Genomic DNA, 12860 nt, shown 5'->3' on the forward strand with positions numbered 1-12860 from the left:
CATCCTGACCACGCTGTCGCTGAACCTCTTGTCGAACTGGATGCGCATCGCCCTCGACCCGACCCAGCGCTGGCGCCTCGAAACCGGAGGAAAGAAGAATGGCTGATCCGCTTCTCGAAGTCCGCAACCTTTCTGTTACCTTCGACACCGCCCGCGGGCCCGTCCATGCGGTCAAGCATGTGAGCTGGACCGTGGACCGCGGCGACGTGCTGGCGATCCTGGGCGAATCCGGCTCGGGCAAGTCGGTCAGCTCCTCGGCCGTGCTCGACCTGATCGACATGCCGCCGGGGCGGATCGACACCGGCGAGATCCTCTTCGAGGGGAAGAACCTCTTGGAGATGAGCCGGGCCGAGCGCCGCGCCATCAACGGCAAGCGCATCGCCATGATCTTCCAGGATCCGCTGAGCCACCTGAACCCGGTCTATGCCGTCGGCTGGCAGATCGAGGAGACCATGGTCATCCACGGCACGCCGCGCGCCGAGGCCAGGGCCGAGACGCTGCGGCTGCTGGCCAAGGTCGGCATCCCCGATCCGGAGGCGGCCGCCGCAAAATACCCGCACCAGTTCTCGGGCGGGCAGCGGCAGCGGCTGATGATCGCCATGGCGCTGGCGCTGAAGCCCGACGTGCTGATCGCCGACGAGCCGACCACCGCGCTCGACGTGACGGTGCAGGCGCAGATCCTCGGGCTGCTCGAAGAGCTGCAGAAGGAGACCGGCATGGCGCTGGTCATCATCACCCATGACCTCGGCGTGGTCGCCGAGATCGCGCATCGCGTGGTGGTGATGAACAAGGGCGAGATCGTCGAGAAGGGCACCGCGGCAGAGGTCTACCGCAACCCGCAGCACCCCTATACCAAGCGGCTGATCGCCGCCGCGCCGGGCCAGGGCGAGATCCATCCCGACGAGCTCGACACCGCGCCGATCCTGTCGCTGCGCCATGTGCGCAAGCAGTACGGCGCCTTCACCGCGCTGCACGGCGTCAGCTTCGACCTGCGCGAGGGCGAGACCCTGGCCATCGTCGGCGAGTCGGGCTCGGGCAAGTCGACCACCGCGCGGCTGCTCCTGCGGCTGGAGGAGGCCACGGCGGGCGAGGCGCTCTATCGCGGGCAGGACCTCTTCACCATGTCGCCGCGCGAGCTCCACGCCATGCGCCGCGACATCCAGATGGTGTTCCAGGACCCGACGCAGAGCCTCAACCCGCGCATGTCGGTCTACCAGCTGATCGCCGAGGCCTGGGCGATCCATGGCGACATCCTGCCGAAATCGCGCTGGAAGCAGCGGGTGGCCGAACTGCTCTGCGAGGTCGGGCTGAGCGAGGAGCACATGTACCGCCATCCGCACCAGTTCTCGGGCGGGCAGCGGCAGCGCATCGCCATCGCGCGCGCCCTGGCGCTCGAGCCCCGGATCATCGTCTGCGACGAGGCGGTCTCGGCGCTCGACGTGCAGGTCCAGGCGCAGGTGATCCAGCTTCTCGACCGGCTGAAGGACGAACATGGCCTAAGTTATATCTTCATTGCCCATGATCTGCCCGTCGTGCGCGATTTTGCCGACCGCGTGATCGTGATGCAGGGCGGCCGGATTGTGGAACAGGGCGGGGTGCACCAGATATTCGAGGCCCCGCGGGAGGACTATACCCGCAATCTGCTGGCGGCCTCGCTCGATCCGGATCCCGAGATCCAGGCGCGCCGCCGCGCTGAAAGAATGGCCAAGGAGGTCGCGTGACGATGAAACCCGACGTAATGATGCTCTACCCGCAGCGCCCGAAGGCGATGGCCCAGCTCGAGGCCGCCTACACGCTGCACCGCTACGACCTGGCCGCCGACAAGACCGCCTTCCTCGCCGAGCACGGCCCGAAATGCCGCGGGGTGGCCACCAATGGCCACGCGCCGATGAACCGCGAGATCCTCGATGCCATGCCGAAGCTGGAGCTGGTCGCCTGCTCCTCGGCCGGGTTCGACGGGTTCGACGTGGCCGAGATGGCGCGGCGGGGGGTGAAGCTGACCAATTCCTCGCCCGCGCTCTGCGACGATGTCGCCGATACCGCGATCATGCTGATGCTCGCGGCGCGGCGCGGCATGGTGCAGGGCGATGCCTGGGTGCGCTCGGGCGACTGGGCGAAGAAGGGGCCGATGCCGCTGATGCACTCCACCTCGGGCAAGGTGCTGGGCATCGCCGGGATGGGCACGATCGGCCAGGCCATCGCGCGCCGCGGCGAGGCGATGGGGATGGAGGTCCGCTACTGGAACCGCCGTGCGAAGGACGTGCCCTGGGCCCATGTCGCCGATCTGGCCGATCTGGCCTCCCAGGCCGACACGCTGATCGCCATCGTCGCGGGCGGCGAGGGCACGCGCGGGCTGATCTCGGAACGGGTGATGGAAGCGCTCGGGCCCGAGGGCCTGCTGGTCAATGTCGCCCGCGGGACGGTGGTCGACGAGGAGGCGATGATCGCCTGCCTGGCGGACGGGCGGCTGGGCCATGCCGCGCTGGATGTCTATGCCTCCGAGCCCGATCCCGATCCGCGGCTGTCGCAGCTGGAAAACACCACGCTCTATCCGCACCATGCCTCGGGCACGGTCGAGACCCGGGACGCGATGGCCCAGCTGGTCGTCGACAACCTCGCCGCGCTGCATGCGGGCCGGCCCCTGCTGACCGAAGTCGACCTTTCGGGCTACATGCCCGAGCCGGCCGGGGCATGACATGCTGAGGTATTTCGGATGGGCCTACGGCCTGACCGGGCTGGGGCTCCTGCTGGCCTTCTGGCTAGGCTGGAGCTTCTCCGGCACGCTGTCCGGCGCGCTCAGCTTCCTGATGATCGGCGCGATCCTGGCGATCCTCGAGATCTCGCTGAGCTTCGACAACGCCATCGTCAATGCCAACAAGCTCAAGGACATGGAGCCGGTCTGGCGCCAGCGCTTCCTGACCTGGGGGATCCTGATCGCGGTCTTCGGCATGCGCATCGTCTTTCCGCTGCTGATCGTGGTGGTCGCGGCCGGGCTCGGCCCGATCGAGGCGATCCGCCTGGCGGCGACGAAGCCGGCCGAATACGCCGAGATCATCCGCGGCGCGCATCTGTCCATCGCGGCCTTCGGCGGCGCCTTCCTGATGATGGTGGCGCTGAGCTACTTCATCGATGACGGCAAGGAGGTCGACTGGATCTCGGGCTGCGAACGCGCGCTGCGCCGCTGCGGCTCGGTCCGGGGCGCCGAGATCGCGCTGGTCCTGGCGCTGATGGCGATCTTCTCGACGGTGCTGCCCGAGAGCTCGCAGGACGAGTTCCTCTTTGCCGGGGTGACCGGGCTGCTGGCCTTCCTGGGCGTCGACATGCTGGGCCATCTGCTCGACCGGCCGGGCGCCGCCGGGGCGGTGGCCAAGGGCGGCTTCGGCGCCTTCATGTATCTCGAGGTGCTCGATGCCAGCTTCAGCTTCGACGGGGTGATCGGCGCCTTCGCGCTGACCCAGAACCTGTTCCTGATCGCCATCGGCCTGGGCATCGGCGCGCTCTATGTCCGCTCGATGACCATCATGCTGGTGGAGAAGCAGACCCTGGCCGAGTTCCGCTACCTGGAGCATGGCGCCTTCTGGTCGATCCTGGTGCTGTCGGTGATCATGTTCGCGCAGACGCTGGTCCATATCCCCGAGCTCGTCACCGGGCTGCTGGGCGCCACCTTCATCGGGCTGGCCATGATCTCGTCGCTGCGGCACCGGCGGCTCGAACGCGAGGCAGCCGAGTAGCCGCCCCGCCGCATCGTCAACCGGTCCGCGGCACTGCCGCGGATCACTGCCCGGCCGCCCTGTAGCGGCGGCCGGAACGGTCCCTTCGCGCCTGTGCGCGGGAAAGGGGCCGATACCGCCACCGAGGAGGACAGGCACATGACACGGGCGGAACGCATCGCCGTCACCAAGTTCGACAGGATCACCGGGCTGAGGCTCAGCCACGTGGTCCAGCCCATCGCCAAGCCGGTCTCCGACGCCAAGGTCGCGACCGGGCGGCAGACGCCGCTGGCCGGGGTCGACCTGCTGATCGTCGAGATCGTCTCGGATCAGGGGATCACGGGCATGGGCTTCTCCTACACGCTGCGCGCAGGGGGCACCGCGCTCCTGGCGCTGGCGCGCGAGATCGGGCCGCTGCTGCTCGACGAGGACCCCAACCGCATCTCCTGGCTGTGGGAGAAGCTCGCCTGGCGCACCAACTCGCTGGGCGAGGGCGGGGCGGCCGCGCAGTGCATCGCTGCCTTCGACGCGGCGCTGTGGGACCTCAAGGCCAAGCGCGCGGGCCTGCCGCTGGCGCATCTGCTCGGCGCCCATCGCGAGGCGGTGCCGGTCTACAACACCTCGGGCCAGTACCTGCAGGCGACCATCCCCGAGATGCGCGACGGCGCCGAGGCGGCCATCGCCCGCGGCATCGGCGGCATCAAGATGAAGGTCGGCCAGCCCGACCGCGCCGAGGACATGCGCCGGATCGCGGCGCTGCGCGAGGTGACCGGCGGCCGCGTGGCGCTGATGGTCGATGCCAACCAGCAATGGAGCCGGCCGCAGGCGGCCAGCTTCTGCCGCGAGATCGACGACCTGGGCCTGGCCTTCATCGAGGAGCCGCTGGCCGCGCGCGACCACGAGGGCCATGGCGCGCTGGCCGCGACGCTGGCGACGCCGGTCGCCACCGGCGAGATGCTGACCTCGGTCGCCGAGCACCGCCAGCTGATCCGCGCGGGCGGCTGCGGCTTCACCCAGGTCGACGCGCCGCGGATCGGCGGGATCACCCCCTTCCTGAAGGTGATGGCCCTGGCCGAGGAGGCCCGCATCGGCCTTGCCCCGCATTTCGTGATGGAGCAGCACATCCACCTGGCCGCCGCCTATTCCGGCGAGGTCTGGGTGGAGCATTTCGACTGGTTCGAGCCGCTCTTCGAGGAGCGACTGGCCATCGCCGAGGGCTGCATCCACATCCCCGACGCGCCGGGCTTCGGCCTGACGCTCTCGGGCGCGGCCCGCGCCGCGACCAAGGACACCCATGTGATCGGCTCCATGCCGGGGCTCTGAGAGGGAGAGAGACCATGCTCGACACACGTCCCATGCTCGAGAACGACGACCTGAAGGCGCGGATCCGGACCGGGCTGCTGTCCTTTCCGGTGACGCCCTTCGACGAGAACGACAATTTCGCGGCAGGCCCGTTCCGCGCGCATCTGGAATGGCTCTCGGGCCATCCCTGCGCCGGGCTGATCGTCGCCGGCGGCACGGGCGAGCTGTTCTCGCTGACGCCCACGGAGGTGGTCGAGGTCGTGCGCACCGCCAAGGAGGCCTATCCCGACGAGCCGATCATCGCGGGCTGCGGCTACGGCACCAAGATGGCCTGCGAAATGGCGCAGGCGATCGAGGCGGCGGGCGGCGACGGCATCCTGCTGCTGCCGCACTACCTGATCGGCGCCCCGGCCGACGGGATCGAGGCGCGCATCGACGCGGTCTGCAAGTCCACGCAGATGGGCGTCATCGTCTACAACCGCGGCCAGGCGCGGGTCACCGCCGAGGCGCTGGAGCGGCTGGCGGAGGCCAACCCGAACCTGATCGGCTTCAAGGACGGCACCGGCGACATCGACACGGTGCGCCGCGTGACCCTGACCATGGGCGACCGGCTGAGCTATATCGGCGGGATGCCGACGCACGAGCTTTTCGCCCAGGCCTATCGCGGGGCGGGGATGCCGACCTATTCCTCGGCCGTCTTCAACTTCGTCCCGGGGATCGCGACCGAGTTCCACCAGGCCTTCACCCGGGGCGATGACGCGACCTGCGAGCGGCTGCTGAAGGAGTTCTACTATCCCTTCGCGAAGATCCGCGACCGCAAGACCGGCTATGCCGTCTCGGCGATCAAGGCCGGGGTCCGCCTGCGCGGCTTCGAGGCCGGGCCGGTGCGCGCGCCGCTGACCGACCTGACCGGCGAGGAGATGGAGCTGATGCAGGACCTGATCCGCGGCCGCTCCTGATCCCGCCCGACCGGACCTGGCGGCCTCCCGGATCCCGGGGGGCCGCTTCCTCTTGCCGACCTGCCGAAACGGATGCTGTAACGATGCCCAAGGTTGCCCTGCTCGAATATTTCCCGCCAGAAATCCGCCCGAAGCTCGCCGGCCTTGCCGGGGAGGACATGGAGCTGGTCTTCTGCGCCTCCAATGACGATGCCGACCGGGCCGCTGCGCTGGCGGGGGCGGAATACGCGCTGGTGCGCGCGGTGAAGATGCCCGCGGCCCTGCTCGATGCCGGGCCGGACCTGAAGATGATCCACCAATGGGGCACCGGCACAGACGGCATCCCGATCGCCGAGGCCAGGGCGCGGGGGCTTGCCATCGCCCGCTCGCCGGGGATCAACGCGCCCTCGGTGGCCGATCTGGCGCTGGCGCTGATGCTGGCCTGCCTGCGCCGGGTCTGCGTGGCGGACCGGCTGATCCGCGACGGCGCCTGGGCGGAGCCGGACCTCTACGAAACCGGGCGCGACCTGACCGGCGCGACGGTCGGGCTGGTCGGCTACGGCGCCATCGCGAAGGAGGTGGAGAAGCGGCTGGCGGGCTTCGATTGCGAGGTGCTGCATTCGCGCGCCTCGGGCGGGCCCGGCGCGACGCCCTTCGAGGAGATGCTGCCGCGGGTCGACATCCTCAGCCTGCACGCCCCCTCGACGCCCGCGACGCGGCACCTGCTGAATGCGCAGACCCTCGCGCGGATGAAGCCCGGCGCCGTCATCGTCAATACCGCCCGCGGCGACCTGATCGACGAGGCGGCCCTGGCCGCGGCGCTGGCCTCGGGGCAGATCGGGGCGGCGGGGCTCGACGCGTTCGACCCCGAGCCGCTGCCGCCCGGCGCGCCGATCCGCAGCGCGCCCAACACCGTCTTCACCGCCCATGCAGGCGGGCGGACGCGGGACAATTTCGCCCGCATCGTGCGCCACTGGGCGGGCAATATCCGCGCCCATGCCGCGGGCGAGGCGATCGACCCGGCCTGCCTGGTCTGAGATAAGGGCGGCCGCCGGCAGGCCCGGGAGCGGGGACCTGCCGGGGACGCGGGCGCAGCCTCAGGCCTGGTACTGCGGCGCGCCCAGCGTCAGCATCAGCCGGTTGGCCCAGGCGAACATGGCGACCGCATTGGCGATGTCCATGATCTCTTCGGCGGTCATGCCTTCGGCCTTCAGCGCGTCGACATGGGCCTGCCCGGCGGTCGGCGGCGTCGCGGCCAGCGCGGTGGCGAAATCGGCGATGGCGCGCAGCCGGTCCGGCAGCTCCATGTCGAGCCCGGTATCGAGGAAGGCCTGCATGGTGGGCCGGTCCTTGGCATAGCGCGAATAGAGCCGGGCATGCACCGAGGCGCAGAAGACGCAGCCGTTCAGCATGCTTTCCGCGGTGGCGGCGAATTCCTTCTCGGCGCGCGGCGCGCCTTCCTCGGAATACATGATCGCGTTGAACAGCCGCGAGCGCGCCAGCAGCGCCGCCGGGTCGCGCACCAGCGTCAGGTAGTATTCATGCGTCTTGGCGACCGGGTCGGATTCCTCGAGCACCGCGATCTGCTCCTCCGAGCAGTCCTCCAGCACCATCGGATCGCTCCAGGATTTCCATTCCAGCATCTTCATCGTGAAGGGGATGGCCTCTGCCATGGCTCAGGCTCCGAGCAGGCGCAGCATATGGGCGGCGCGCAGTTGGTGGGAGAGATAGGCGGCCAGCTGCGAGACGGCGATGACGCCATCCTCGCTGACGCCCGCGGCGCGCAGTTCGTCGAGCTTCGCGGTCGAGCTGTCGGCCGGCGCGAAGGTCAGCATCTTCGCATGCGCCATCAGCGCGGCCAGGCGCGGGTCTTCGGCATTGCCGCCGGTCGCGGCGGCGATCTCGGCCTCGCTGGCCCCGGCCGCCGCGGCGGTTCCGGAATAGAGCGCCACGGCTCCGGCATCCGCGTGCCAGGCGGCGACGGCCAGCGCGACCAGGTGCTTCTCGGCCATGCCAAGATGCGGCGAGGATCCCTCGCCCAGCAGGGCCTCCTGCGAGGCCTCCATCGCGGCGGCGACAGCCGGGCGGGCGGCCGCAATCTCCGCTCCCGCGCCGCCGGTCAGGCGGGCGAGCGTGTCCTTGGGTTCGTCAAGCATGATGTCCTCTCGGGATTGTCTCGGGGACGGCACGCGCCGTCCCCCGGTCTCAGGCGGCGGTGTCGCCCAGATAGGCCGACCGGATGCGCGGATCGGCCAGGAGGTCGCCGGCCGGGCCCTCGAGCACGATCCGGCCGGTCTGCAGCACATAGCCGTAATCGGCGATGCTCAGCGCCATGGAGGCGTTCTGCTCCACCATGAAGACCGAGACGCCGGTCTGGCGCACGGTGGCGATCAGCTCCAGCACGCGGTCGACGAAGAGGGGCGAGAGCCCCATGGTGGGTTCGTCCATGCAGATGAGCCTGGGCCGCGCCATCAGAGCGCGGGCCATGGCGACCATCTGCTGCTCGCCCCCCGACATGGTCCCGGCCTTCTGGCCGAGCCGCTGCTTCAGTCGCGGGAAGAGGCCGAGCACCTTCTCGTAATCCTCGTCGATCCCGGGCTTGTCGCTGCGGGCATAGGCGCCCATCAGGAGGTTCTCCCGCACGGTCATGTCGCCGAAGAGGCGGCGCGCCTCCGGAACGGTGGCGATGCCCGCGCGGACGATCTCGGGGGTGGGCAGGCCGGTGATGTCCCGGCCCTCCATCGTCACCTTGCCCGATTTCGGGACCTGCAGGCCGAGGATGGTCTTCATCGTCGTCGACTTGCCCGAGGCATTGCCGCCCAAGAGGCAGACGATGGCGTTTTCGGGCACGGTCAGCGACAGGTCGAAATGGACCTGGACGGGGCCGTAGAAGGAATTGACATTCTCAAGCTGGAGAAGCGGCTTCATGCTTCGGCACCTCCTGTCCGGCCGATCCGGCCCTGGGCCGGGCCGACGGTGATGATTTCCTGCGGTTCGGCGCTGTCGCGGGCGGCGGGACGGGCCCCGCCGATCGAGCTGTGGCCGAGATAGGCCTCGATCACCTTGGGATCGTTGCGCACCTCGGTGGGCGTGCCGTGGGAGATGACCTTGCCGTCATCCATCGCCATCACCCGGTCGGAAAGCTGCATGACCATGTTGAGCTTGTGCTCGATCAGCAGGATCGTGCGGCCCGAGGCCTTCAGCCCGGCGATGATCTCCTGCATCTCGGCGGTCTCGCTCTCGTTCATGCCCGCCGTGGGCTCGTCGAGGATCAGGATGCGCGGATGCAGCGCCAGGGCGCGGGCGATCTCCACCCGGCGCCGGTTCGCGTAGCTCAGCGAATAGGTCGGGTTGTCGATCCGGGGCGCCAGCCGCTCGCCGAAGGTGGCGATGATGGCCCGCGCCTCCTCGCGCATGGCCTCCTCTTCCTCGCGCACTGCCCTGGGCTGGATCAGCGCCTTGCCGAGCTCCAGCACCGGGCCGATCACGGGAACCCGCGAGCGCGCCGCCTTCAGTCGCACGTGGCAGCCGATCAGGACATTGTCCATCACGGTGAGGTTGCCGAAGACCCGGCCGTGCTGGAAGGTCCGCGCCACCCCGATCTCGGCCATCTTGTGCGGCGAGAGATTGGTGATGTCGCGCCCCTCGAGCGTGACCTTGCCGCCATCCATCCGGTCCTGGCCGGAGATCAGGTTGAAGAGCGTTGTCTTGCCCGCCCCGTTCGGCCCGATCACCGAGAGGAACTCGCCCTCGGCCACATGCAGGTCCACCCCGTCGACGGCGGTGATGCCCCCGAAGCGCCGGGTGATCCCGGTCGCGGTCAGTATTGCGTCGGACATGGTTCAGCCACTCCCCAGAAGGCCCTGCGGGCGGAAACGGATCAGGATGATGAGCGCCGCGCCGTAGAACAGCATCCGGTACTCGGCCAGCGTGCGGAACATCTCGGGCAGGGCGGCGACCAGGATGGCGCCGAGGATCGCGCCCGAGACATTGCCCAGCCCGCCGAGGATCGCCATGGTCAGGATCAGCACCGAGAAGAGCAGGTTGAAGCTGTCGTAGTTGATGAAGCTCCACTGATGCGCGGTGACGGCGCCCGCGATCCCCGCGGTGAAGCCCGCGAAGCCGAAGGCTAGCCCCTTGTAGTAGTTCGAGGCGACGCCGTAGGTTTCCGCCGCGACGGTGTCCTCGCGGATCGCCTTCCAGGTGCGGCCCAGATGGGATTTCAGCAGGCGGACCTGCAGCCCGGCCATGAGCAGCATCAGCGCCAGCACGAACCAGTAGCTCGCCTTGGTGCCGTAGAGCGGAAAGCCGAAGATCTCCAGCGGCGGAATGGCGAAGACGCCGAGCGCGCCATTGGTCACGCCCTCCCAGTTGAGGATGACCAGCGAGACGATCTCGCCCAATGCCAGCGTGCCGATGGCGACATAGTGGCCGCGCAGCCGGAAGGCCGGATAGGCCAGCGCCGTGCCCAGAAGCGCCGCCGCCGCGCCGCCGATGACGATGCCCAGAGAGACCGGCAGCCCCTTGGTGGTCAGGAGCGCCGAGGCATAGGCGCCGATCGCGACCAGCGCGGCATGGCCGATGGAGACCAGCCCCACCGTGCCCGAGACCAGCGTCAGCGCCAGCGCGGCGAGCCCGTAGAGATAGGCGTTGGTCATGACCTGGGTGATGTAGGGCATGTTCGCCATCGGCAGGATCACCGCGATGCCGATCAGCACCCAGATCAGCGGCTTCGGCAGGGTGACGGCCTTGGTCTGGGTGACGAAGGTGCCGGTCATCGGCTCGGCCGGCCGCTCCTTGCCGCGGGAGAAGATGCCGTTCGGACGGAAGAGCAGCATCACCAGCAGCACGACGAAGGCGAAGAGGTTGCGGTAGCTCGCGCCGAAGAGCCCGATGCCCCAGCTCTCGATCAGCCCGAGGATCAGCCCGCCGCCGATTGCGCCCGGGACATTGGCCATGCCGCCGATGACGATCGCGACCATGCCCTTCAGCATCATCTGGAACGACGCGTTGGGGTCGATCGAGTTGTAGTAGAGCCCGACCAGCAGCCCGGCGATGCCGCCCAGAGCGCCTGCGATGCCGAAGACGGTCATGTTCACCGCGTTGATGTTCACGCCCATCTGCTTGGCCGCGTCGTCATCCTGCGCGGTGGCGCGGACGGCCATGCCGAGCTTGGTGCGGAACAGGAAGGCGTAGAGCGCCGCGGCCGAGAGGATCGCGGTCAGCGCGATGGTGATGTCGATGGCGCCGATCGTGCCATTGCCGATCTGCAGCCGCCAGTCGGGGATATTCGCCGAGAGCGCGCGCGGCGTCGGCGAGAAGACGATGTGGATGATCTGGTCCAGCACCAGCGCGACGCCGATCGTCGCCAGCAGCGGCGCGATGCGCGACTGCCGGTTCAGGGGCCGGATCGCCAGCCACTCGATCAGCGCGCCGGCCGCGCCCGAGACCGCCGCCACCACGACGATGGTGACGCCAAGCGGCAGGCCGATGCCGACGAGGCAGGTCCAGCCGATATAGGCGCCGACGGTGAAGACGGCCCCGTGGGCGAAGTTGATCAGGTTGGCGACGCCGAAGATCAGCGCCAGCCCGACCGCCATCAGCGCATAGATCGACCCGATCACGAGACCCGAGATCGAATAGTCGAGCCATGGCATGGCCATGAGGGAGGAAAGGGACTCCATTCAGCAGCTCCTGTTGCGGCCGGTCACTGGCCGGGCCCGGAATAGGGGAGATAGCCGCCGTCCTGGACGACGAGCTCGGTCACGGCGGGGGACGAGATGCGGCGGGTCCCGGGGTCGAAGGCGACTTCGGGGAAGATCACGCTCTCCAGCCCCGAGATCTTGCCGAGCCCGTCCTTGATGTCCTCGCGGCCGGTGCCGTACTGGCGCATCGCCGCGGCCAGCAGGTTGAACGTGTCATAGGCCATGGCCGAGAAATGCGAGGGCGCGGTGCCGTATTCGGCCTCGAAGGCGGCGACGAAATCCTGCACCACCGGGCGCGGCGACATCGGCGCGAAGTTCATCACCGTATGCACGCCGTTCCCGGCCTCGCCCGCCAGCGAGACGAATTCCGGCGAATTCGCCCCGGCGGCATAGATCGGCAGATCGATCCCCAGATCGCGGATCTGGCGGACGATCAGCGCCGCGTCATTGTAGTAGCTGACCAGCACGAACCCGTCCGGCGCCGCCTCGCGGGCGCGCACCAGCGTCGCGCGGAAGTCCTTCTCGTCGCCCAGATAGGCCTCTTCGGCGACGATCTCGGCGCCCAGCCCGGTCGCGGCTTCGGCGAAGAGATCCTTCGAGGTCTTGCCCCAGTCGCTGTTGAGATAGAGCAGCGCGATCTTCTTCATGCCGAGATCCTCGACGACATGGCGCGCGACCAGCGGCTGCTCCTCGCTCTGGGGCACGTTGTTCGACCACATGTAGTCGCCGGTCTTCGTGAAGTCGGGATGCGAGTTGGTGAAGCCGAACTGCACCAACCGCCCGCGCTGGTAGAGCGGCGAGGCCGCCATCGAGGAGGTCGAGGAGAAGTCGCCGACCTCCACCGCGATCTTCTGGTCGGCAATGAATTTCTGCGCGATGGCAATGGTCTGGCGCGGGTCGTTCTGGCTGTCCTCGAAGATGTAGTCCAGCGGCCGGCCGTCGATGCCGCCATCGGCATTGATCTTCTCCAGCGCCAGGTCAAAGCCCTGCTTCCACTGCGCGCCGTATTGCGCATGCGGACCGGTGACCGGGCCGGAGACGCCGATATAGACCGGCTCTCCGGAGGTCTGGGCGGCCAGAGGGGCCGCCGCGGCGATCATGGCCCAGAGCGCAAGGCTCCCGAAGGCCCGGCGGCTCAGCGCCGCCCGTTCCCTGAAATCGTCCAAGTTGTGATCCTTTCGCTGCCGGACCGGGGTCCGGCGCTG

General features: G+C 68.9%; 12 protein-coding genes. 6 read left to right on the top strand and 6 right to left on the bottom strand.

What is annotated here, in order from left to right; genetic code table 11:
- The first annotated feature begins 98 nt into the window (after nt 1–98).
- The 6 genes from FGX59_RS05860 (at nt 99) to FGX59_RS05885 (ending at nt 6987) form a co-directional block, all read left to right on the top strand.
- On the top strand, nt 99–1721 hold the full coding sequence (locus FGX59_RS05860; RefSeq protein ID WP_138465594.1) for an ABC transporter ATP-binding protein: 1623 nt from the start codon (nt 99–101) through the stop codon (nt 1719–1721).
- Between the two features lie 2 nt (nt 1722–1723).
- Nucleotides 1724–2695 (top strand): 2-hydroxyacid dehydrogenase, encoded by a 972-nt coding sequence (locus tag FGX59_RS05865; protein ID WP_138465595.1) that lies wholly within the window; start codon nt 1724–1726, stop codon nt 2693–2695.
- 1 nt (nt 2696) lies between these two features.
- Entirely contained in the window at nt 2697–3731 is a 1035-nt protein-coding gene (locus FGX59_RS05870) for a DUF475 domain-containing protein (protein WP_138465596.1), read from the top strand.
- 138 nt (nt 3732–3869) lie between these two features.
- Complete coding sequence (locus FGX59_RS05875) at nt 3870–5033, top strand: mandelate racemase/muconate lactonizing enzyme family protein (protein WP_138465597.1); 1164 nt, start codon at nt 3870–3872, stop codon at nt 5031–5033.
- 14 nt (nt 5034–5047) lie between these two features.
- Nucleotides 5048–5971 carry a 5-dehydro-4-deoxyglucarate dehydratase gene (locus FGX59_RS05880; RefSeq protein WP_240722277.1) on the top strand — a complete coding sequence of 308 codons (924 nt, stop codon included), beginning with the start codon at nt 5048–5050 and terminating at the stop codon, nt 5969–5971.
- 83 nt (nt 5972–6054) lie between these two features.
- On the top strand, nt 6055–6987 hold the full coding sequence (locus FGX59_RS05885) for an NAD(P)-dependent oxidoreductase (protein WP_138465598.1): 933 nt from the start codon (nt 6055–6057) through the stop codon (nt 6985–6987).
- Between the two features lie 60 nt (nt 6988–7047).
- Here the strand turns inward: FGX59_RS05885 and FGX59_RS05890 are convergent, their stop codons facing one another.
- Genes FGX59_RS05890 through FGX59_RS05915 form a run of 6 tightly spaced genes read right to left on the bottom strand, consistent with a single transcriptional unit; the run spans nt 7048 to nt 12821 of the window.
- Nucleotides 7048–7623, bottom strand: a complete 576-nt coding sequence (locus FGX59_RS05890; protein WP_138465599.1) for a peroxidase-related enzyme — start codon at nt 7621–7623, stop codon at nt 7048–7050.
- A gap of 3 nt (nt 7624–7626) precedes the next feature.
- Nucleotides 7627–8106 (bottom strand): hypothetical protein, encoded by a 480-nt coding sequence (locus FGX59_RS05895; protein WP_138465600.1) that lies wholly within the window; start codon nt 8104–8106, stop codon nt 7627–7629.
- Nucleotides 8107–8155: 49 nt separating this feature from the next.
- On the bottom strand, nt 8156–8878 hold the full coding sequence (locus FGX59_RS05900) for an ABC transporter ATP-binding protein (RefSeq protein ID WP_138465601.1): 723 nt from the start codon (nt 8876–8878) through the stop codon (nt 8156–8158).
- Complete coding sequence (locus tag FGX59_RS05905; protein ID WP_138465602.1) at nt 8875–9789, bottom strand: ABC transporter ATP-binding protein; 915 nt, start codon at nt 9787–9789, stop codon at nt 8875–8877. The genes FGX59_RS05900 and FGX59_RS05905 overlap by 4 nt, the downstream gene beginning before the upstream one ends.
- 3 nt (nt 9790–9792) lie before the next feature.
- A complete protein-coding gene (locus FGX59_RS05910; RefSeq protein WP_206078289.1) occupies nt 9793–11634 on the bottom strand; it encodes an ABC transporter permease in 1842 nt (613 codons plus the stop codon).
- A 23-nt stretch (nt 11635–11657) separates the two neighbouring features.
- Entirely contained in the window at nt 11658–12821 is a 1164-nt protein-coding gene (locus tag FGX59_RS05915; protein ID WP_206078290.1) for an ABC transporter substrate-binding protein, read from the bottom strand.
- Nucleotides 12822–12860 lie beyond the last annotated feature (39 nt).

Source organism: Poseidonocella sp. HB161398 (assembly GCF_005870025.1).
GTDB lineage: Bacteria > Pseudomonadota > Alphaproteobacteria > Rhodobacterales > Rhodobacteraceae > Mangrovicoccus.

Bases quoted from the DNA above. Each gene is read 5' to 3' on its own strand.
- FGX59_RS05910 (WP_206078289.1), bottom strand. From the start codon at position 11,634: ATGGAGTCCCTTTCCTCCCTCATGGCCATGCCATGGCTCGACTATTCG.
- FGX59_RS05860 (WP_138465594.1), top strand. From the start codon at position 99: ATGGCTGATCCGCTTCTCGAAGTCCGCAACCTTTCTGTTACCTTCGAC.
- FGX59_RS05900 (WP_138465601.1), bottom strand. From the start codon at position 8,878: ATGAAGCCGCTTCTCCAGCTTGAGAATGTCAATTCCTTCTACGGCCCC.
- FGX59_RS05880 (WP_240722277.1), top strand. From the start codon at position 5,048: ATGCTCGACACACGTCCCATGCTCGAGAACGACGACCTGAAGGCGCGG.
- FGX59_RS05875 (WP_138465597.1), top strand. From the start codon at position 3,870: ATGACACGGGCGGAACGCATCGCCGTCACCAAGTTCGACAGGATCACC.
- FGX59_RS05870 (WP_138465596.1), top strand. From the start codon at position 2,697: ATGCTGAGGTATTTCGGATGGGCCTACGGCCTGACCGGGCTGGGGCTC.
- FGX59_RS05905 (WP_138465602.1), bottom strand. From the start codon at position 9,789: ATGTCCGACGCAATACTGACCGCGACCGGGATCACCCGGCGCTTCGGG.
- FGX59_RS05895 (WP_138465600.1), bottom strand. From the start codon at position 8,106: ATGCTTGACGAACCCAAGGACACGCTCGCCCGCCTGACCGGCGGCGCG.
- FGX59_RS05865 (WP_138465595.1), top strand. From the start codon at position 1,724: ATGAAACCCGACGTAATGATGCTCTACCCGCAGCGCCCGAAGGCGATG.
- FGX59_RS05885 (WP_138465598.1), top strand. From the start codon at position 6,055: ATGCCCAAGGTTGCCCTGCTCGAATATTTCCCGCCAGAAATCCGCCCG.
- FGX59_RS05890 (WP_138465599.1), bottom strand. From the start codon at position 7,623: ATGGCAGAGGCCATCCCCTTCACGATGAAGATGCTGGAATGGAAATCC.